Source organism: Sphingobacterium cavernae, from assembly GCF_008520265.1.
Classification (GTDB): domain Bacteria; phylum Bacteroidota; class Bacteroidia; order Sphingobacteriales; family Sphingobacteriaceae; genus Sphingobacterium; species Sphingobacterium cavernae.
In genome coordinates this window covers 25613-49042 of record NZ_VIQM01000018.1, presented here as the reverse complement: position 1 = coordinate 49042, position 23430 = coordinate 25613, and the positions used below count along the sequence as shown (strand labels likewise).

The 23430-nt window shown below is 36.5% G+C and carries 13 protein-coding genes; all 13 read right to left on the bottom strand.

The window, feature by feature from the left end; all coding sequences use genetic code 11:
- Positions 1 to 3: 3 nt before the first annotated feature.
- Positions 4 to 819: an N-acetylmuramic acid 6-phosphate etherase gene (gene murQ, locus FLS47_RS02225; RefSeq protein WP_149912768.1), complete on the bottom strand. Its 816-nt coding sequence runs from the start codon at positions 817 to 819 to the stop codon at positions 4 to 6.
- A gap of 74 nt (positions 820 to 893) precedes the next feature.
- Positions 894 to 1553 (bottom strand): polysaccharide deacetylase family protein, encoded by a 660-nt coding sequence (locus FLS47_RS18360; protein ID WP_223225097.1) that lies wholly within the window; start codon positions 1551 to 1553, stop codon positions 894 to 896.
- 20 nt (positions 1554 to 1573) lie between these two features.
- Positions 1574 to 3379: a glycoside hydrolase family 9 protein gene (locus FLS47_RS02220; RefSeq protein ID WP_223225096.1), complete on the bottom strand. Its 1806-nt coding sequence runs from the start codon at positions 3377 to 3379 to the stop codon at positions 1574 to 1576.
- Between the two features lie 15 nt (positions 3380 to 3394).
- A complete protein-coding gene (locus tag FLS47_RS02215; protein ID WP_149912767.1) occupies positions 3395 to 5227 on the bottom strand; it encodes an outer membrane protein assembly factor BamB family protein in 1833 nt (610 codons plus the stop codon).
- Positions 5228 to 5275: 48 nt separating this feature from the next.
- The gene (locus FLS47_RS02210) at positions 5276 to 6739 is read right to left on the bottom strand and encodes a glycoside hydrolase family 10 protein (protein ID WP_149912766.1); all 1464 of its coding nucleotides are present in this window, start codon (positions 6737 to 6739) and stop codon (positions 5276 to 5278) included.
- A gap of 99 nt (positions 6740 to 6838) precedes the next feature.
- Positions 6839 to 8275 carry a DUF4623 domain-containing protein gene (locus FLS47_RS02205; RefSeq protein WP_149912765.1) on the bottom strand — a complete coding sequence of 479 codons (1437 nt, stop codon included), beginning with the start codon at positions 8273 to 8275 and terminating at the stop codon, positions 6839 to 6841.
- Between the two features lie 32 nt (positions 8276 to 8307).
- Entirely contained in the window at positions 8308 to 10107 is a 1800-nt protein-coding gene (locus FLS47_RS02200; RefSeq protein WP_149912764.1) for a RagB/SusD family nutrient uptake outer membrane protein, read from the bottom strand.
- A 19-nt stretch (positions 10108 to 10126) separates the two neighbouring features.
- Positions 10127 to 13591: a SusC/RagA family TonB-linked outer membrane protein gene (locus tag FLS47_RS02195; RefSeq protein WP_149912763.1), complete on the bottom strand. Its 3465-nt coding sequence runs from the start codon at positions 13589 to 13591 to the stop codon at positions 10127 to 10129.
- Between the two features lie 98 nt (positions 13592 to 13689).
- A complete protein-coding gene (locus tag FLS47_RS02190) occupies positions 13690 to 14928 on the bottom strand; it encodes an exo-beta-N-acetylmuramidase NamZ family protein (RefSeq protein WP_149912762.1) in 1239 nt (412 codons plus the stop codon).
- 342 nt (positions 14929 to 15270) lie between these two features.
- Positions 15271 to 17064 (bottom strand): SusD/RagB family nutrient-binding outer membrane lipoprotein, encoded by a 1794-nt coding sequence (locus tag FLS47_RS02185; RefSeq protein WP_149912761.1) that lies wholly within the window; start codon positions 17062 to 17064, stop codon positions 15271 to 15273.
- An 11-nt stretch (positions 17065 to 17075) separates the two neighbouring features.
- The gene (locus FLS47_RS02180) at positions 17076 to 20231 is read right to left on the bottom strand and encodes a SusC/RagA family TonB-linked outer membrane protein (RefSeq protein ID WP_149912760.1); all 3156 of its coding nucleotides are present in this window, start codon (positions 20229 to 20231) and stop codon (positions 17076 to 17078) included.
- A gap of 419 nt (positions 20232 to 20650) precedes the next feature.
- Positions 20651 to 21517, bottom strand: a complete 867-nt coding sequence (locus tag FLS47_RS02175) for a hypothetical protein (RefSeq protein WP_149912759.1) — start codon at positions 21515 to 21517, stop codon at positions 20651 to 20653.
- Between the two features lie 43 nt (positions 21518 to 21560).
- Positions 21561 to 23426, bottom strand: a complete 1866-nt coding sequence (locus FLS47_RS02170) for a SusD/RagB family nutrient-binding outer membrane lipoprotein (protein ID WP_223225095.1) — start codon at positions 23424 to 23426, stop codon at positions 21561 to 21563.
- Positions 23427 to 23430 lie beyond the last annotated feature (4 nt).

The window sequence follows — 23430 nt, the reverse complement described above, 5'->3', positions numbered from 1 at the left end:
TGTTTAGTATTGTTTTTGATTGAATGCTTCGATAGCTTGACGCACATTTCCAAACTTTTCCAACAATTCTGTTGCTAAAGTTTCTTCAGCGCCTGTTTCAGCCATAACCATGCGCACACCACGACCTACTAATTTGTGATTTGATAATTGCATGTCTACCATTTTGTTTCCCTTCACGCGTCCCAATTGGATCATAACAGAAGTACTGATCATATTCAACACTAATTTTTGTGCTGTACCTGATTTCATACGTGTAGAACCTGTTACAAATTCAGGACCCACAATTACTTCTACAGGATATTTTGCGATAGCCGCAATCGGTGAACCGCCATTACATACCACACAACCTGTGGCTATGCCACGTTTATTTGCCTCTTGCAAACCACCAATCACATAAGGAGTCGTACCAGAAGCTGCAATTCCTATAATAATATCGTTTTCTGTGATTACATATTCATCTAAATCTTTCCACGCTTGTTGCATATCATCTTCTGCAAACTCAACTGCTTTGCGAATAGCGGTATCACCACCAGCAATAAGACCGATTACCCAATCAAATGGAACACCATATGTAGGTGGACATTCCGAAGCATCTAAAATACCTAAACGACCGCTCGTTCCAGCTCCTATATAAAAAATCCGACCACCTTTTTTCATTCCCGCTACTGCCACATCAACTAAAGCCTCAATCTGAGGGATTGACCGTTCCACTGCTAAAGGAACTGTTTTATCTTCTTTATTTATATTAATAAGTAACTCAAGGACAGACATTTTGTCCAAATCCTGATAATTCGAATCCTTCTCTGTTGTATTAACCATCTAAATCGAAATCTTAATTTTATTTTAATATCGTAAATATGCGACTTTTTTACAAAACACGCAAAAAAACGCAATTATAAATTTTCAAGCGATACGAAATTATATTTTTTTGAGCGCAATTCATCTATGATTTGTTCCAGTTTCAAATATAATTTATCCGTACGGCGCGAATCAGTCCCTAAATGAATAAGAATAATATAACCATTCAACCCGTTTGCCTTTTCAAATTCATGTAATTGGTTCAAAATCCTAAAGGAAGACATATATCTAGCACCCATTTCTGGATAAGTATAATCAGCAGGAGTTCGCAACCCCGGTGTAAAATTGTACACCTGAAAGCCCATTTCTGTTGACCACTCTACAATTTTTTTATTGTACCACTCATAAGGCGCAATAAAAATATTTCCTCTTTCAATACCTATTTTTTCCAGACATTGTACGTTCGCTTCCAAATCATTTACAAACTCCATTTTGGTCAGCAATAAGCTATCACGATTTTCCCACGGTGAATACAATAAATGCTTATCTGAATGTGGTCCGATATAATGTCCTTTCTTTGCTAATTTTTTCAGAAGATTTACCGACTTTTTATCTTCTAAAAATTTACCTGTCACAAAAAAAGAAGCACCCACATCTTTCTTTTCCAATACGTGGCTAATATGCGGTAATCCATCTCGAAATTCATCACCTGTAAAAACGAGACTTATATTTCTATTCTCTGGATTACCGCGCACTACAGCGCCATATTCATCTGTTATCTTTTTTTTTTACTCTCTGCTTCCTTTGCTGAGAGCAGATAAATCAACGACGCCGTACCGTCCATTGTTGGCTCATTCGTGCTGTAATCACCAAAATCATCGTGGTAAACTACTAAATCACTTTGAAATTCAGCATAACCATCTGGTTTTAATAACTGAATTCCAATTAAATTATTGTATGTCCTGGCATAAACTGGTCCATCTACTAATCCACCATCAATGGTATAATTATGCAAATAAGTAAACGATGAATGTGGATATACTGGGGTATCACCATCAGCAGGTAAACCGATCACCATACTTGTTCCCCAAGGATTTACACCAAATAACCAATCAAAATTTGCTTGTTCTAATTCCTGATATTGTGCATCGCCAGTCAATTTTTTGTACCAATATGCTTGAATAGCAAAGGATGTTGTTAAATTATTGCTACACCAAATGTAAGGGACACCACGATAAAACATATTTTCTCTGGCTCTATTCCACACGTACTCTATCCCATCTTTGTAATACTTCAAAACCTCCTCCTTCTGCTTGCCTTCCATCAATTTAGCCAATTCATAATGACCCAAATTGATAAATGGATAATATTGGTAATGATTTGCCGTGTCTCGAATCATCCAAGGTGTAACGGGCTCTTGACGCGCATAATCCAAGCCTTTCGTAAGATTAGATTTGTCTTTACCCAAAGAATACATCATTGCTTCCGCTAATTCCATATCGTCCACCCAATTGTCTTCGGCATAGATATAAGGTGATTTAACAGAGACAGTTTGTGTGACACCGGGTTTGATGTGGGCGTAATCATATGCTGTTTTGGCTTTTTCCTTCAGTTTTTCTGCATAATCTTTGTGCGTTTTTTTTAACAAGTGATACCCCAATGAGAATGCACTAGTGAATTTTGCGGCAGTAGAGCTGGTGCCTGTGGTATTATTCATGAACTTGCCACGTTGCTGTGGCTTGCCATCGATAAAATATACTGGACGCTCATGACCTCTTCCATATAAAGAATCCAAGCCTGGCAACCTGTATCCAGAATGATCTCGATCATCGGCTATTTGATTGAACATCATATTTGGTTTAGGATGCATTTTTAACAACCAATCTAATCCCCATTTTGCTTCATCCAATACATCCGCAATTCCATTTTTGCCATCCAAGCCATTTGCTTGTTTTTCGTCTGAAAATACCTGCGGAAAATCGCGATATGCTGCTAACAAATGAAAAGTTGCGTTAGCAGAAGTAGTGGAATATTGCAAATAATCGGACGCATCGTGCCAGCCACCTCCAGCGTCAATATGCGTGCTATCAGGTAAACCAACTGAGGAAGCATACATCGTGAAGCCATCGTGCGTATGACAACTATCTTTTAAATAGGGATTGAATAATGTCCGTTGTTGACGCATATACCGCAATGCATAATCTGCTGATCCTTTATATACATCTTTATTTATTTTAATCACAGCTGATGAAGTTCCATCATTCGTTTTTACGATGTATGTACCCTCTTTTTTTACAGCTGAAATATCCAATCTTGCACCTTGATCAAAAGGACCATATTTTCCGAATATTTTATTGACTTTACCTTTGTAAACTGACTTATTGGTCTTGGCATCAATTACTGTAAAAGATTTAATTCTAGTATCCGTTTTGGAAACCCAAACCAACACTTTAGTACTTTCTGGCAAATAGCCAAGTTGATTTATCCGAATCCACGACTGCTGCTGCTGCTGCTGCTGCTGCTGCGCAAAAGTCAAGGAAACTATACAAAGTTGAAGGATTAAAGATATTATTCTTTTCATGACTGGTTACTATAACTAGTAAGTTAGTTTGACGATCTTACCGTCCATTGTACTTGCAATTATATATTTTTTGGTTACCAGAGTCGGATTCACCATGCCATTGGTAATTTTATATTGCCAAAGCACTTCACCAGATTTCGGATGTACTGCAGATACTAATCCAGAATTATTCGGTACCACAACCAAATCCTTATTGCTATAAATAGCCGAAGGTGTTAACTCATATGGTAATTTTAGCTTTGATTTCCAGCTCACATCCATATGATTAGCAGTCACTGGAATTCCTATTAATTCACCATCCATAGTCTTTGCGTATACGTATTTTTCATCAAAGGATAGACCCATTGATTCGCGAACACGGTATTCATCCTTCTTTTCTCTCCAAATTACTTTACCTGTTTTGAGATCTAATGCTGACATAAAACGATCTGGTGCAACGATAAACACACGATTATTAGCGACCACTGGATAACAAGCTGCTGCCGAAAACATTCTGTTGGTATGACCATTATTCCATTCCCAGACCAACCTACCTGTATTGACATCCAACGCATAAAACCCATTACCCCAAGAACCAAATATCACTTTTCCATCTGCAATGGTAGGTAATGTAGACACATAGTTTTTGACCTGATCGTATGTCCACACGACTTTACCAGATTTCAAATCAATACATCTGAAAATACCATCCGAAGCCCCGATATAAACTTTTCCTTTGTAAATATTCGGTGATCCTAATACCGCATGATCAGCTTGTACTTTCCAAATTTCTTTCCCTGTTTTACTATTTACAGCGTAGATAAAATTATCCGAAGATCCAACCATGACAATACCATTTGCTACTGCGGGAGTAGAATAAATTTTACCACCAGTTTGAAATACCCATTTTCTTAGTCCTGTTTTGATATCCAATGCGTATAATTCTCCAATGGTATTGGCTGTGAAGGCTAATTTGCCATCGGAACTAAATCCAGCCCCCAAATCACCATCATTAATATATTCCCAAGCTACTTTTGCTTTAGTCGTTGCATTCACGGAGAAATCAGGACGTTTGTAGTTGCCGTCGAATGTTAGTTTTTTTAATGGAAACTTCAACCAAGCGTTTTGTGTAGAAACTGATGGATTTCGTTCTTGAAAGAAAACAGAATCCTTCGTCAGCGTAATGATATTATAACCACCTACTTCTGCTTTAGCACGAAGATTTGAACGACTCATCACGCCCGGAATTCCATCCCAATCGTACAGCTTGTTACTATGTCCATGACCGCATAATGCAAATTGAATATTTCTTGTTTGCAAACGATCCACCAATTCGTACCAATTGTTTAGCGAAGAATCTAATGGATAATGATTAATTGAAATCATAGGTATCTCTTTATTTGGATGTGCCTTAAAAATACTGTCTATCCACACTAAATTTTCACGTGGAATCTGACCTGGACTCATGCGCATATTAGGTCCAGAGGTTGTACCTAAAAACTGAAAACCTTTATGTTCAAAAAAGAAAGTTTCTCCACCAAATACTTTACGAAAAGAATTCGCACCACTTTCTGACCAATTGCTATCATGATTTCCTGGCACGATATACAGGGGCAATTTAAGTCCATCCAATATCCTTTTGGCTAATTTCAACTCCTCATCCGAACCAAATTCAGTGACATCGCCTGAAAGTATTACAAAGTCAATATCAGTCTGACTATTAAGATCTTCTACCGTTCGACGCAAATCCTCTTCACCAGAATGACCTCCGATGTGCGTATCTGTGATTTGTGCAAATTTAAATGCGGACTGAGCTAATACTGCCGAAAGACATAAACTGAAAGTGAGTGCTAAAAATATTTTTTTCATAAGTATAATTAAAGGGCATCTAAAGATACCCTTATTGGTATTTATTATTTATTTCTTCTCTACTGTATTTGAGGGTTTACTTTCTACGTGATCTTCGTTCAATGCAGTTACAGCATAATGACCATTTTTAGTAACATTAATTTTATTAGCAGCAGTAACACCAACTAACTCACCCTCTGCAGTAAGGCTACTGAAATAATAAACAGCAAAACGAATATTATTACCTGAGCCAACCCAGTTCAACTCGCTGCCTGTTAACTTTAGATTACTTGGAACAACTGGAGCAGTAGCTACTTCGCGACCTGCAAAAGGCATCAAAACATCTTTGGCGTATAGTTCAGCTAATTTGTCTGTGATTCCAATTCTATTCGCAAGTATATCTCTGGAGGAATATATAGCAGAACCTACAGTATACCTGTTATTTCTAACCAGGTTAAATTGATTCTCCAGCTCTTGTACATTTTGAAATTTTGCACCACCGTCAGTTGCTCCAAACTTATAATACCCGTGACCAATAACCACTTTAGATTTACCTCTAAACTGCGTCCAATCAGCTAAATTACGTTCGAAGGGATTAGAGGAATTACCTATCTCTTGATATAATTGAGGGATTAAAATATCCACCCATCCCGCTTGGGTCCATTTAGGTAAGTCTGCATATAAGGTATTATAATTATAGCTTCTACTAGCTGCTGGAGAAATAGAAAATACAACTGACGGCTTATGTGTTTTAATAGTATTATATATTAACTCAATAGCTTTATCGACATTATCACGTCTCCAAGCATTTTTATCCGTAAAATTACCTTTTAATCTATTAAAGTCTTCATCATCTGATTTCATGGTACCTGCGCTAGAAGGATCTGGATAAAAATAATCATCCATGTGTAACCCATCAACATCGTATTTTGTAACAAGATCCTTCACGATATCCGATAGACGCTGTCTTACCTCTGGCAAAGCAGGATTGTAAATCTGAATCTTTTCGTGATCTACTACCCAACTTTGTTGAATAGAACTATGTAATGCAGGATAAGATGTATTACTGCCTGCACGTGTAGCAATACGATATGGATTTATCCATGCATGAAATTCAATGCCGCGTGCATGTGCTTCATCCAACATAAATTTTAACACATCATATCCAGGGTCCTTGCCGCGAGTTCCTGTGATATTACCACTCCATGGCTCATATGGAGAATTGTAAAATGCATCGCCCATACCGCGAACCTGTACAAAAACGGTATTGAACTTCAATTGTTTTAATCTATCCAATAGATCAGTATATTGCTTTTTCTGCACAGCCATCTCTTTAGAAGTAGGCCAATCTATTCCCCAAACGGTAGCCATCCAAGCAGCACGCATTTCTTTACGTGGGAATTTTAATTCTGAGGAGGGGGGATCAGGTGTAGGCTGAGGAGAAACACTAGGACCATCTGATTCCTTGCTACAGGAAGTAAATAATAATATTACACTACAAAGTAATAATAAATAATTTAAAATTATTTTCATTTGGAAAGTAAAATTTATAACGGTTAAAATAATGAAAGGACATCTAATTCTTATTAGGGATAAGTTTTAGATGTCCTTTATAATTGTCTACTTTAAAAATTAATCTTCAGCAACAGCTACACCAAACTCAATGATAGCGAAACCTCCTTGAGAAGTTGCTCCATATAGCATTAACTTTTCATCTTTACCTGAAGCATCTTTTATAATATGATATCCAGCTTGAGTTCCAGGTGAAATATTTACGGTTGTGCCTACTTCGAATGAAAATATATGAGGTGCCACTTTCCCGTCAATAGCCGTTTGTTCTAAAGCAGTCAGCGCATCAACAATGTTACTACCTCTATTAATATTATAAAGGTACATTGTCGCTGAAGTTCCATTAGGCGCACCTCTAGGGACAGTAATACCTAATAAGTATCTCGTACCATTAAATGTAAATATTTTAATATCTGTTAAACTTTTCGGTAAAGATTCTACTTTCATAGTATAAGAAGCAGATGCTCCATTATTCACTAATGAGAAAGGCTGAGAGTGTCCTGAAATAATATAAGATTCAGTTGTTCCTATTTGAGAATAATGTCCCCACTGCTCATAATTAATTCGTGAAGTAATAACTGTGGGTTCAGAACCTTCCTTAAAATTTGTTATTTTCAAACGAATTATCTGAGAAGAAGCCATAAAGTACGCATATCCATTACCATTTTTATCAATGTTGATGGAAAATGTATCACCGTGACGAACAGCTGCACCAGCTAAACTACCAACGTTGATATTTGCAACAACATCTGGAGCTTTTGAAGGATCAGACCAATGGTATAATTTCAATGGAGATGCATGAGCGCCAGAAAGATTCGCAACATAAGAGTGACCATGAGCTTGAGCCCCCATATTTACAGTTAAAGTACCACCAGTAACTCCTTCCATATTTAATGGGATACGTTCTATTACATTATTTTTAAGTTTATTAACTTCTAATAAATGAACACCTGCACCCCCTCTTTCTATGATCAGAACATGATTTCCATCAAAACCTGTACCTCTCGTATTAGCCGTTGCTAAAGAAGGGTAAATCGGATTTCCTAATGCATTAGAAGAATAGTCATAGTATGACGGTGCATCTAAATTAGCGCCATAAACGGGTACTTTAAATCGAATTATGGCCTTATATTCTTTAAAACGAGGTAAATTTGTTACTTTCAAAATGATTTCCCTTTGTGTATCTCCGCTTTGATAAGGAATTTCAAAAATTTCTTTTTCAAGTTTTGAGCCTTCAGAAGTAATGGCTTCGAATTTGATATTTTCAAAATCGGACAAAGTATCGATCCTTGGAAATGTAATTGATTTAGTATTCTGATTAATTTGACCTTCTAGAATTTCCTGACCAGATGCACCAGCATTTACTATACGTATAGATTTCAAATCTGTATATTTATCTGATTCTACATTTCCTGGGAAATCCTCCGTACATGATATAAATGAAGCTATGCTGATAAAGGCAAGCAATAATCTACCAATAGTATGCTTTGTAATTTTCATATATGTATGATTAATATATAATGAATTCAAAATTAATTTTGAGCCCACCCTTCTGTTTGTGATAATACATAACCACGAGACTGATACTCATTTATTTGGTTTCTTCCAATAGGCGATAAATATGGATTAACATTACCTAAGCCTAAGAATTGTTGTCTTGAACGATTCAAACTATAACGGTAGAATCCAACCATTTTTGCTGCACTTTCTGGATTGTCTGGATTAAAAACTTCGATTTGTCCATTAAGCTTAACTACTGAAATACCTGATTTAATTTCTCCAGGAATTTGATTTGGGAAATCAACCCAACCTCCTGCTAATAAATCAGGATTAGCATCGGTATCCATATAATCTAGTTTTTTCCAACGTTTCAAATCTGCTAAGCGATTAAACTCGAATGTCATCTCCATACGACGTTCTCTACGAATCTCCCACATAAGCGGAGAAATAGTAACGTCTCTTTCTGGATCAGAAGGTAACATACCTAAAGTCATAGGTGCTGTTTTCTTAACTCCTTTTTGTATAGCTTCAGCAGCTAATGGTCTGTTACGAATTTTATTAATTGAACGATCGATATCTGATTGATCCACTGCGGCTGCACCCAAAGTTGATAATTCAGCTTTGGCTTCTATCCAATTTAGTAAAACTTCTGCATATCTTAATACAGGGGCGTCCGTAGTATTATTAGCACCTGTAAACGCTGTACCCGCAGCACCACCTGCAGCTACACGTGCTTCAACATCACGAGGAAGGAACTTCGTAATATACAGGAATGAACCTCTATTTCTTGCAGTTGGTTTTTCATGAAACACCGCTTCAAATCTAGAATCTCTTGTTTTGAATAATTGTGATGTTACAAAATTATTAGCATTAGTTTCAGATGAATTTTGCCACACAGAACCATCCACGCAAATAAAAGACTTAATTAAGTCCGATGATGGTCCATATGTCACATTATCGGCTAAATTATGGGTAGATAATAATGCATGCTTTACATTAATAGATTCATTATATTCTCTATAAAGAATCATATCCTTATTTCCACTGAGATTCTCTGAAGTAAACTGGGATCTATAATCCGTGACTATATCATATTTAGAACTAGAAATCACTAGTTCTCCAGCTTCAAGAGCTAGTTCAAAGAACTTTTTAGCTTGATCATCATTTTCATAATAATATTTTTGCCACGAGCCTTCTGATAAAGCAATTCGAGAAATAAAACCTGCTACTACATAACGGTTAACAGATTGTACACCATCGCTCAAACGTACATTTTCTAAAGCAAATTTTAAATCTTCATAAACTGCATCCATTACTTCATTTCTCGGAGTACGGTTTTTGAATAATGCGTCGAAATCAGTATCACTTACAGGTTTGTCATAATAAGGAACATCCCCATACGCAAGGACTAGATCAGAATAGGCCATTGCGCGGAAGAATCTTCCAATCCCAATCCAGTGATTATATGCCTCAGGTGTTAATATCGTTGACATGCGAGTTTCAACACGATCCAACATAATGTTAATGGAGCGAATGTTTGTGTATGACCAAATTCCACTATTAGGTACAGCTAAAGTAAATTCAGCTTGGTTACCCTGTCTTACAACATCATCGCTGAAGGATAATAAGTAGGAGCTTCCTAAAGAAAATCCTGAACCATATCCTTCAAAAAAATCAGTATAATATTTATTTGCATAAAGACGTACGTTTTCTTCTGTCGTCCACGCATTGTCATCATTTGCAGATGTTAGTTGCGGCCTATCTAAGAACTTCTCGCAACTTGAAAACATCAGGGTAGCTGTTAGAAGAGCTATGCTATATTTAATTTTCATAATTTCCCTTGTTAACTAATTAAAAACCAATTTGAATACCTAAAGAAGCAGATTTGAAAGTCGGTGTTCCAGAACCTGTTCTACCTAAATTGTAATTTGTAGTAGTACCTTCGGTCAACGGTCCTCCAGTTCCCGACACCGCTTCTGGGTCGATCGGTAATCCTCTTAAATTATCAAAAACAAAGAAGTTTTCTAATGACACGTAAATACGTGCATTTTTTAATTTTGCTTTACGTAATACATCTCCTTGCAATCCATAACCAAAAGTGATATTCTTAATTTTAAAATAAGACATATCTAATAGGTATCGTGATTGTGGCACCATAGTTTGACCACTAGCCTCACCATTCAAGTTCCAAGCACGTGGATAAAATGCATCTGTACGATCTTTTTTCCAAAAATCACCAGCAAATGTTTGTGGCATAGCACCATCCTTTACATGGAAACCAGGAATTGCCAATTGGCCAGCACCCCAAATTTCTCGTTGTCCGACACCTTGTAAAAACACAGACATATCAAAACCTTTATAGTCCGCTCCTAAACGGAAACCATATTCGTAGCGAGGCGTTGAATTTCCGATTTTCACTCTATCTCCAGCATCTCCATTTGTGTTCTTACCATTTGTTATGTATCCATCTCCATTAACGTCAACAAATTTAACATCACCCGGAGAAATATATCCCCAAGATGCTGTACCTGTTTGAAGTTGTGTTTGATAGATTGGGTTATCGCCAACTAACTGGTTGGTTTGCCTTGTAGCACCTTCATGAATTATAGTGGTTACAACGTGATTTCCATTTGCATCATAGACAAAATCATCTGCTTGATATAGGCGATCGGTAACATAACCAAAAATATCACCATAGGTTCTGCCAGTAGAATATGCGTTACTTAGTAAACGATTCTCCCATGGAGTATTCCAATCAGCACCTTTAGTAATTTTAGAAATTGCATCTGCTAAATTAGCATTTGCTGTTAATTTTAGACCATTATCAAATGTATGGCTGAAGTCCAGATTTATCTCCCAACCCTTAGTTTGCAAAGTTCCAAAATTGCCTTGAGGTGCACTGGCACCGAAAGTGTTTGGCAATGACTCGCCAGGTATTATCATGTTATTTGTATTTCTTTGAAAATACTCTAATGTTACACCCAACTTATTAAAGAATCGTAAATCTGCTCCTATGTTGGAGTGTTCTATATCTTGCCACGTAATTGCAGTTGAGACTGCTCCAGGAGTACCTAATTGGAAGAACTGTTGACCTGAACCATTTAACCAATTATTTTTACCAATAGCCATAGTAGGAACATATAACGAGTTGGATACAGATTGATCACCTATATTACCCCAAGAACCGCGAATTTTAGCAAATGATAATACATCTGAAATATTTTCCATAAAGCCTTCATTAGATATTACCCAACCAGCAGAAACAGATGGGTACCATCTCCATTTCAAATGAGGAGGGAATTTAGATGTTCCATCATATCGCAAATTACCTTCTACTAAGTATTTTCCTTTGTAAACATAATTAGCGCGACCAAAGAAACCTACTTGCGAATCCCAATTTTCATTTGCTCCATTTGTTTCAATTCCTGTCGCAAAATTAAATTGAGGGTTTTCTTCATTAATTAAGTTAGTTCTTCTGGCCCAAGTATCGTTCCACTTATACGCGACAACGTTAGTTCCTAACATTAATTTCACATCATGGTCTTCATTAAATGTTTTACCATAGGTAGTGAATGCATTGAATGTATGTCGTTTAGAATTTAGTGAACGCTTATAAATATTTGATTGCTCTTTCGTAATATATGTTTCTACTGGGAAACGATATCCTGGAACACCTCCATTATCGGTAGGAATACCATTTTCATCTACATATACTTGTGAACCATTTTCATTCCATGCAACAGGAGCATACCAATGCCAAGCACCTCGGAAAGATGGCATAGAAGATCTATCTGAATCATTTTCGGTACTATATGCGTAGTCAGCCTTTAAATCCCAGCCTTTCATGATATCAATAGTAGTACCTAAATTCAAATTGGTATAACGGTCTGTTTTGTAGGCTGTATGAGCATTTTTTGTATCAAAATAAGGGTCTCTTACATCGGTACCATGTTCTTGTGCTGCTATTGGGAACAATCTAGACCAACGGTATAAATATAACCAAGGATCCGCGCCAAATCCCGTTGCTGAATTAGGATAACGCTTTGTACCATCCGAATACATAGCTCCTCCTCTTAAGGTTAAAAAGTCATTAACTTTAGTAGATAAGCTCAATGTAGCATTATATCTAGTAAAATCATCATGTTGAGCAGGCCTCATCATACCTTGCTGCCCTAAATAACCTACACCTAAGTTATAATTAGTGTTACCAGACTTTCCACTTAACCCCAAATTGTGTAAATGAGAAAAAGCATTATCTTTTATCATAACTTTAGCTGGATCATATAATCTAAGACCAAACTTATCTACTCCATCAAAGTACCAGTCACGACCATATAAAACCGGATCATAATCACCAACAACACCGCCAAATTTTTGTTGCCACTCCTTAATACGTTCTAAGCTTTCACGATTTACACGCCAAAACCCTCCTGCAGGACCAGGTTGCTGCTGATTTTCATGTGCTTCTAGTGTATACTCTAACCCATCAATTCCTGCAATATCAATAGGTTTCATTGGAGATTGAAGAGATAGGTTATTGGAATATGAGACATTATGAGAATCCGTCTTAGATCCTTTCTTTGTAGTAATTAAAATAACACCAAAAGCAGCTTTTGCTCCATAAATAGATGATGAAGCAGCATCTTTTAATACGGATATCGATTCAATGTCATTGGGGTTTACAAGATTTATACTTGGAATTTCTACGTTGTCAACTAAAATTAGTGGATTACTTGATCCAGCAATAGAAGCTATTTGACCACGGATTTTCATTACTGGATCAGATCCAACTTCGCCCGTTGGAAGCGTAACGGATAATCCTGGTATCGTACCTTGCATACCTCTACCAGCATCTGGTATGGGACGAGATCCCATAACTTCGCTTACATTTATTGAAGATACAGCTCCAGTTAAATGCTCTTTCTTTTGTGTACCATATCCAACCACTACAACCTCTTCCAAAGAGTTATCTTCTTCCAAAAGCGTAATATTAACGGTATTAGATGTTACTTTAACATCTTGACTAACATAACCAATACTTGAGAACCTCAAAGTAGAACCTAATGGTGCGTTTATCGTAAACTTACCATTTGCATTGGTACTTGTTGAACCAGGAATACCTATAACTGAGACAGTAACTCCTGGAAGAGGACCACTCGCATCAGAAACTGTTCCTTGCACAGAATTTTGAACCAACCTATTATTTAAATAGGAAGTAGCAGCACTAAGATTCGCGTTATTAGCTACCTTTGCGCTATTCGCATGGGCAGACAAAGTTAATCCTAGCGCCATTGAGAATAGTAATGTATTTCTCATATATAGCATATTAAATAAATGGAATTATCATAATTTTATGGCATTTGCATTTGCTATTGGGCATGACTACCATAATTAGTTTGTTTTAAATAAAAAGCTTATTCAAAGTCTTTGTATAGCAAATACTTCTTACGCATTTTCTTATAATCAGCTAATTCTTTCGCCCAAGATGCGCGAATTTCTTTTTCTGTTTTCCCAGCTAAAATTTGTTTACGCAATTCATCCGTTCCAGCTAATTTGTCGAAGAATTCAGCACGAGTAAAGAATTTTGTCTTATCTGGCATTTTTTGATAAAAATCAAGAATATATTTTAGTGTAAATTTTTGCTTATCAGCGTCCAATTGACGTAAATCCAATCCATACATGGTTTGACCTTTACCCTCAACATGTTTTACCATCCCTTCCTTCTCACCTGGATTATATGAGAAATTACCATAAACTGGATTATTATATCCAACTACTTGAAATGGCCAATCAGTTCCACGTCCTACGGAAATCTCAGTACCTTCAAAAAGGCATAATGATGCGTAAAGTCTAACCGAAAGATGATTAGGTAATGAAGGAGAAGGAATTACAGGTAATTCATAAATTTTAGAATGATCCCAGTTTTCAACTGGGATTACAGTCAATTTACATTGACGCCCGTTTTCTAACCATTTTTCGCCATTGATCATTTTGGCCAATTCACCAACAGTTAGACCATGCACCATAGCGATTTTATGGTAAGAAACATTGGATTTGAATTTATCATCTTTGCGCACTGGTCCATCTACTTGATCACCACAAGGATTCGGACGATCCAATACGATTAATTCTTTATTGTGTTTAGCACACAACTCCATTACACGATGCAAAGATGTGATATATGTATAAAAACGCGCACCTACATCTTGCAAATCAAATATCATTACATCAATAGACTGTACGATTGAATCTTGTTTTTCGTTACCTCCATATAATGTATATAAGGGTAGACCTGTTTTTGAGTCTTTATCATTATCTACTTTCTCGCCACGTTCTATAGTTCCCCTAAAGCCGTGCTCAGGAGCAAAACCAAACTTCAAATCAACACCTTCTCTAAGTAGTACATCAACTAAATGTTCCTTTCGATCACCGACAATAGTCGTTTGATTGCCCATAAGCCCCACTTTCTTTCCTTTTAAAAAGGACAGGTAATTAGACACCTGATCAGCTCCAGGGATGATTTTATTAGTAGCGTATTCTCTACTAGAAGCAGCTGTGCTTTTCTTATTTTCTTTAGATGAGTTGCAGATACCGCAGCTCACTACTATAAGACATAATAAGGTAAATGAAATTAGAATATTGGTCTTTATCATTTTAATTACACTAATTCTTTAATAATTTATAATAGATGATTGATAGGTATAAAAATACAACAAAAACGCACAAAAAAGCAAGATATCTATAGTTTAATTCATTTATGTGTGGGGTATCCACCAACAAAACGCATAAAAACGATAGTTGTTAAGGCAACAATAAGAAATCATTAAATGTAAATTAATGTTAAAAAACCTGATTAAAACAACTATTTCTATAAAAAACGTCAGGGATATAGTGTACTAAAAACACTATTTAGTAATTTTTATGTTACACAAATGTTTTCAGCATAAAAAAGCCTCCAAAAATTGGAGGCTAATAGAATTAAAATTTTGGATTTATTATTCTTCAATATCCCACCATACAGGCTGAGACCAGATATCATCATTTAAAGCTCGAGGATGAGAAGCCTTAACATTTTCAGCATTATAATTAAACTCGTGATTCACCTGCATTACTCGTCGAAAATATTTTCCCTGTGGAATTTTATTTTGTGCCGACGCGGTAACCGTATATTCGTAAGGAACTTTCCATCCATTATATATTGATGGATTATAATTATTCCTTCTCATATCATTCCAGTTCTGATGTGAATAAGATAGTGCAATATACTTTTGCGTCATAATCTTACTTAGCGTCAAATTTCCCGCTGTACCAATACCATTCTCAAGGAAATTAGTGATTGAAGCAGCGCTCATTGGGGATTTGCTAGGGTTAACTGATCCATATTGATTCAGTTTTGCATTCATCATATCAATATGTGCTTTGATACCCGCTTTATACGCCTCAAAGGCCATAGTATTATTGCCTTTCTTAAAATAAATCTCAGCCTTAATAAAGCACATTTCTGCATAAGTCATCACAAAGGTAGGCGCATCTGGTCTTGCATTAAATATACTTGTGCCCGCAGAGCTACCATCAGCCCAAACATATTGGTCATTAGCTGCTTTATTGTAACCAATCGAATTACTTTTTGTGGAAACATATAATGTATCGCCATAACGAGCGCTATTTGTTCCTGCTATATAGTTAGCATAAGGAGCTATTTTGCGTTCAGCTGCAGTTCCCGCGTTCAACGTTAATACAGACGCACTATTGTTAAAAGATGGCGTAATAGGACCTGCATTCATCCGTATATCAGACGACATGTCTACACCCTTTGAACGTTTGAATATTTTATTCTGAATACTTCCACTTCCAAACTGGGCCCAAGGAATCATTTTATCTGCTCTAGGATCTGAAACACTTGGATTAGACGTATTAGTTAAAATATCCTCATACCACTTAGTAATTCTAAAGTTTGTATTCATACCCATATTAGAAAAGATTACCGAAGCTTTTAGCGGGTCACCAAACAAAACATCACCTACAGGTTCAACAACATCCACGTGATTTACAACTGTACTAGTTGCATTATTAATTGGCGCTTTGTATAATAGAGCTAATATTTCATCGGGATTGTAGATGGATTTTTTTGATAGATTATTTAACCATCTGGCTTTTAATCCATTTGCTAATCGTTTCCATTTATCTACATCACCACCATTCCAACTATCACCTGCACTCAATGCTGGAGCTCCTACTGCTTGTGTCATTTCAAAATACGCGACAGCTTGATCGATATCTCTTATACAACCTTCGAAAATTGTTTTTCCATCATCAAATTTTGGAGAAATATTTTCACCTAAAGCCTCTGTATAAGGAATTTCTCCCAACCAATCTACCATAAGCATGAATCCCATTGCTTTAATAACTTTAGCCGCTCCAAGATAATGGAACGCTCCTTGCGCTTCTGCAGCTTTCTCAAGATCAGCTATATTAGAACCCACTGCAACGAAGAAAAACTGGTAAGGAGTAGTTGACATACCTTGTATAGGATCCCAACCGGCAGACATACTTTGTTGCGATGTGTTTTTTATAAAAGTCAAATTTTGTGTGATCAACGCCGATCTAACTCCAGCTGCTGCATGAGCATAAAGTAAATGATGCTGCATCCAAGGCAATCTATTTTGCATGGGCGCCACAACGTTAGTTGGATTACTAGGATCGACATTAATATCCAACCAACTTTCTTTACAGCTATTAAATAATAAAATAGCCGAGACGAATAGTATAATTTTGTTAAAACGTTTCATAATGCGATTTATTAGAATTTTAAGTTAACACCAAACATAAAACCAGCTGTACTTGGCACACCATTGAAATCAATACCAACCGAACTAGAACCAACAACACCACTACCGGCCGCTGAAGCCTCTGGATCCATACCTTTATAATTTGTAAATAACAACAGGTTTGTACCTTGAGCGGTTGCTGTAAGACCTTTTACAACTCTATTAAGTGAAGCATTCTTCACGATATATTTAGTGAAATCATAAGATAAAGAAACCGTTCTTAAACGAAGCCAATTTGTATTTGTCTGGAAATTAGCACTCTCTCTAACATAGAAATCTGAATAATAGTCTTGTATTATCTTACGACCACTTGTGTTTACATTTCTGATCATGTAAAATTGATCTGCCTCAAATGTAAAACTACGGTCTTCATAAGTCGCTACACCATCCACCGTACCGGTTTGCACCGCACCGTTTATTGTTAGGCTTTCTCTATCCATAGTACGCTTACTCATACCATTGACAGTCATAAAATAATCTGTACCATTGTACACATCTCCTCCGATTCTAAAATCCCATAAAAATGAAAAGTTCAAATCTTTGTACTGCAAGCTATTGTTAAAACCACCTGTTAATTTTGGCTCTCTATTACCAACTTGGTAAGTTGTAGCATTATCACTAGTTGGCATGCCAGTATTTGCATCGAGCACCACCTTTCCATCTGGAGTACGCGTCCATCTAGAACCAGAAATTGCCATAAAGTCGCCACCATTAAATGAAGCTGCCTTTGCATTTCCTACCTGAACATCAGTGACATATAAAATTTCATTACCTTTTATTAAGTTATCTAATGTACCCTTATTTTTAGCCATATTTATAGTTGCCTCCCAAGTAAAATCCGAAGCAACAACAGGTTTACCCGTTAAGGCTAGTTCCATACCTTTATTATAGATATCTCCGGCGTTTACAGAAACCAAAATATATCCAGTTGTTTGCCCCATACGTGGAGAAACAATTTGATCGTATGAATTATTTGTATAATATGTGTAATCAATTCCTAAGCGATTATTTAAGAACCTTAACTCAGCTCCGACCTCAAATGAGGTTGTAGTTTCAGGTCTAAGACCAGGATTACCACGATTCCAAAAGTTACCCGTTCCAACAAGTCCACCTAAAAACTCTCTTGAAGGCCACAAAGTAGTTGCTGTTAAGTAAGGTGATGCATCTTTACCAACTTTTGCCCAAGATGCTCGTAGTTTTCCATAGTTCAACCAAGAAAAATCTTTAGTCAATTCAGAAAACACAAAGCTTCCACCAACAGATGGATAGAAATAAGAACGATTCGCAACAGGTAATGTAGAGGTCCAATCATTACGACCTGTTACATTTAAGAATAACATATTTTTATATCCTGCTCTTAATTCACCGTAAAGACCAAATAATCTTCTTTTTGATTCAATAGAATTAAACCTCTTATTGGCATCAACAATATTTTCGAAGCTGTAAAAATTATCTATTACAAAATCAAAACCTACTCTTCTTTCATTGCTCACTTTTGTTTGCTCCGAGAAAAAACCTACCAATGCACCTAAATCAAAGTCACCAACCTTCTTATCAAAATTGGACATTAAATTAGACGACCAATAATTAAATCTATAGTCGCTTGCGGACATCATACCGTTTTGCCATTGCGGTCTTACTGCACCACCAGCAGAAACCAATGTATTATTTCTAGTCAAATAACTATCTGTCCCAACACGATAGGATAGATTCCACCAATCAGCTAACTTCATATTAGCATTCAAATTAGCAGTGAAGCGCTCCGTTCTATCGTCCAATAAGTTTTTGTTAATTGTCCAATATGGATTTTCAATGTCATCCTCAAGTTTTTGTCTATCACCAAACATTCTATATTTAGTACCATCCTCATTTAGATATTTGGTCATATCATCATTTCTAGACCAACGATACACAGAATTCATTGCGCCAGTTCCACCAGAATTATATAATCCTGCAGACGTTAAAGTTTTATCTGTATTTGCTAAAGAGTAAGCCACATTGGTACCTAAGGTCAGTCGACCATACTTTTGATCACCATTAAATCTAAACGTAGTTTTATCATATCCTGTGGAGGGCACAATACCTGATTGGTCAAAACGAGATGCCGAAACATAAAATGTCGTGTTAGCACTACCTCCAGCCAAACTTACTGTATTATCATAAACTGTGGAGTTATTAAAAAAGTTCTTTATATTATCATACATCACATCGTTTGCACCAAAACTCTCTCCCCAGGATTGCATTGTATAATCATCCAAAACCCCTGCAGCATTGTAGTAACCTCTTTTGTATTTACTTTGCTGTTCCGGCAAGCGATTTACCCAATTGGTAGAAGCACGAGAAGAAAATGCGACCTCTGCTCTACCCTCTTTACCTTTTTTAGTAGTAATAATAATCGCCCCCGCTGCTGCCCTTGATCCATAAAGTGCTGCCGCAGCCGGACCTTTCAATACAGACATACTTTCCACATCTTCGGGATTAACATCCATTATACGATTGCTATTAGTTGATGAAACGGATTGAGCTCCATCAAAACCACTATTTCCTCCCAAAACCGTAGAGTTGTCATAGATGACACCATCTACTACAAATAATGGCTGATTATCACGTTCAAGGGATGTACCCCCTCTTAAAATAATCTGTGCTCCTGCACCTGCCGAACCCGAAGTCTGTGTCACGTTTACACCAGCTACTTTACCAGCCAAAGAATTAACAATATTTGCAGTTTTGTTTTTCATAAGCTCGTCAGCCTTGAGATCCTGCACTGCATAACCTAGCGCTTTCTTCTCTTTGCGGATTCCTAAAGCAGTCACTACCACCTCTTCTAATGCCTCTTCAGAATTTGTTAATGTGATATTATACACATTTCCATTTCCAACTACTTGAGTTAATTCAGTACTTCCTAAAGATCTAAATAATAAAATTTCACCAGGAGATGCCTGAATCGTAAATGATCCATCTGGATTGGTTTTGACAGTCCGATTCGTACCCTGAACCTCTACTGTTACATTGCTCAGTGCCTCTCCAGAAGGCCCAATAACCTTTCCGGAAATAGACTTTTGTTGAGCCATCAAACAGGATGCATAAACTGCTACCCCGAAAAATGTGAGAAGTAATCTTCTTTTCATAAGTTTGATAGTTGATTAATTAACGATTTTTGAATTATATAATTATTTTAAATAGGTTATTTAAATAAGGTTGTTTCACTTTAAATCATAGACACATATCGGTTCGTTTGCATTTATGAATGAAAATTGAATAAAAACGCAAGAATTAAAGCAATATTATAAAAATGTTAGCGTTTTATATAATATTATTTGCAATAATACGCGCATTCCATTTCGTTAGTATTAAAGTTTAAATTTACCTTTTATTTAACTAAAAAAGTAGTATACAAGCAAACTATAATATTGGTAAATTACTGTTAGCAAATATCCCAAAAAAAATAATTACATATAAAAAAGAGAGTCCAACTACATGAACTCTCCTTTTATAGTCTCAAGATTATTTTATTAAAAAATAAATATAATCAATACTTGATTTATCCCTATTTAGCTGTAAAAGCTCTAACCGAAGCAATTGGAGTTGCTGCTCTGAAACCTGCCAAATTATGATGATATATACGTCCAATTTGGGCATTCCACCAATCCGAATAATTCACCATATTACCTGCCGAATTTCGAACGACTAAACTTCCTTGGTCAGATCCATCAGCTCCTATTACTCGTATTCTATAATCTATACGTGCTGTACCAGCTGAAATCTCAATAGTTTTATTTACAGTAACTGGTTCCCAACCAGTAGATTCTCCAAAAGCAACCGGCTTACCAACATTTGCCCATTCACTTTTTTCTGCCGTAGCATTATCCACAGTATATTGCCATTGGTATTGCAATTTTTTATCTGTCGGAATACCTGCGGTTTCATACAAAAAGTTTGAGAATTTCACCCATGCGGTTGTACCTGTAAATTCCGTTGTCGTCGTCGGAAATGGTAGTTGATGTGGTATCAATACAGGAGGCTTACTAAAGTCATGAATAACCAAATTATACCTTCCTGTGGGAAGATCAAAATTTTGATCATAAGCAAGTGTAAGATTTGCAACAGGGCCTCTATGTAACTTTAAATTCACATTCCCTGATTTAGTGGTAAAAAATTTACTTACTGCGCCGCTAGGAATAAAGTTATAAGTGTTAAGTGGTGTTGTTTCATTAGTCAACAGCTCTCCATTTAATTCTACTTTATTAATATTATTAGCAGCTCCTGTTGCCAAAGGAACCATATAATATATTTGAAATAAAGTTGTATTCTCTTCTTCAAGAGGATCAGCTTTGTATTCCACTACATTTTTCTCACAAGACGCAAATAGAAAAATGCTTAGAAAGACTAGTAGTATATTATTTATTTTTTTCATCTCTTCAAATTTGTAAACGGATTTTATTCCGTAATTATTTATTCTATTTAGGCATCTCTCCTGGATACGCAAACCAAGGGATTGAAGTTTGATAATTATCAGCAGTACCTGCTATAGGTTTTAAGCTTTCAAGAGCCGGTAGATTCCACATATACTCAGAATTGTAACGAGGTCTTAACCTATAGCTTGGAGATCCTTCGTTACGAATATCATAAGATCCTTTTCTGTTTTGCACTTGCGCAGGAGCCAAATAAAGTCCTTTGTAAACTTTATCAACGTCAGTATCAGCTTTTTGTTCTAATTGCGCTTGCACCCATCCATTACCATTACTTGGATATTCTCCAGTATATTCGATATCATAATGGTATTTACGCATATCAACCCAAGCCTCAGATGCTCCCCATGGATATAGCGCTACCCACTTCTGCATCATAATGTGCGACAGAGTCAAATCATTTAATCCATTCACGAATGGTCCGTTGGCATATTCTGCAGCCAACGAATTAAATAATTCCTTAGTAATTTTATCCCCACCTGTAGCACTACCTTCTTTACCAGGATAAATATATCGTGCAGTTGTTACAAGATCGGCATTAACTCCCTTTTTGAAAGCTTCAAATGCATCGGCTTTACGCCCTAACTTCCAATAAGTTTCTGCTAAACAGAATTGCACTTCAGCATATGTGGTTAAGATATAAGGAGCATCATCACGATAGATCCATCTTCCGATTCCATCATGTACTGTTCCTGTAAAGGTAGATGCAAGGTTTCTGCCATAAAATGATGGAGCGGTACCAATTGGCCCTACAGTACTTGTAAATGCACCTCCATAATATTTATAAGATTTTACGTTTTCAGCGTTGTTCAAATTTAAAAACGTATTATTACTAGTTGTCCCTAATTTAACGGCAACACGTGGGTCATAATGTCCCCCAATATTTACCAATGTATCAGTAATTATCTGCTTACTCGCTAATTTAAACGGATAATATGGGTTTGCCCCTTCTCTAATTTTGTCACCTGTGGCTGGGTCATAATCAGGAACTGTACCTGTAAATACTTGAACAGCGTAATCATGTTGGAAATAAGAATATGTTAGGTTCGGACGTGCTGTTCCCCAAAAATTGTTATAACTAGCATAAGGTGCACTTTGTGAACCACCTGTTAACTTCAATGTAGCGTCATCATCTGGACTTTGAAAAGATTTACTTGCCGCATCAATTAATTCTTGTGCATATTTCGTCGTAAAATCTTTTTTATTAGTCAAAGATGAAAGATTGCGTACAATTACTGCGTTGGCAAACTTTATCCATTTAGCTTTATCTCCGTTATAGATAAAATCATTACTACTGATTTTCGTTCCGTAATTGTGGTTATCTTCTCTTTCTAACAACTCAATAGATGTTCTAGCCCATTCACGTACTTGCTCGTATACAGCATCTTGATAATCATAGTTGTGCGACAATAACCCCGGCACGAAAGCATCTTTCATGGGTACTTCACCGTGAATCTTTGTCAACGCATCCCAACTAAAAGCTTTTATAGCGTAGCCAATACCAGCAAGTGTCCAATCTTCTGCTTCCATAGACTGGTTGATCATATTCTCAAGGTTCATCCCTTGATTCCAGTAAACCATACGCCATGTTTCCCCCCCAGCATCTGAAGCCAATGTATAGAAATGGTTGGCAAATGAGGTGTAGGAAGTAGTTCCCATCATTTGGGTCATTGGACCTAACGCTCTAATATCCCAGTATAACCCCTGATATTGTTGTGTGATATTCGCTAAATATAAATACCCTTCTACTTTATCAGGTGCATCAATATTTTTATTTACATCTAAATACTTTTCACATCCACTTACTAAACCAAGCAGAGGCAAAAGCATATATAAAAATTTCTTTTTCATCATTTCT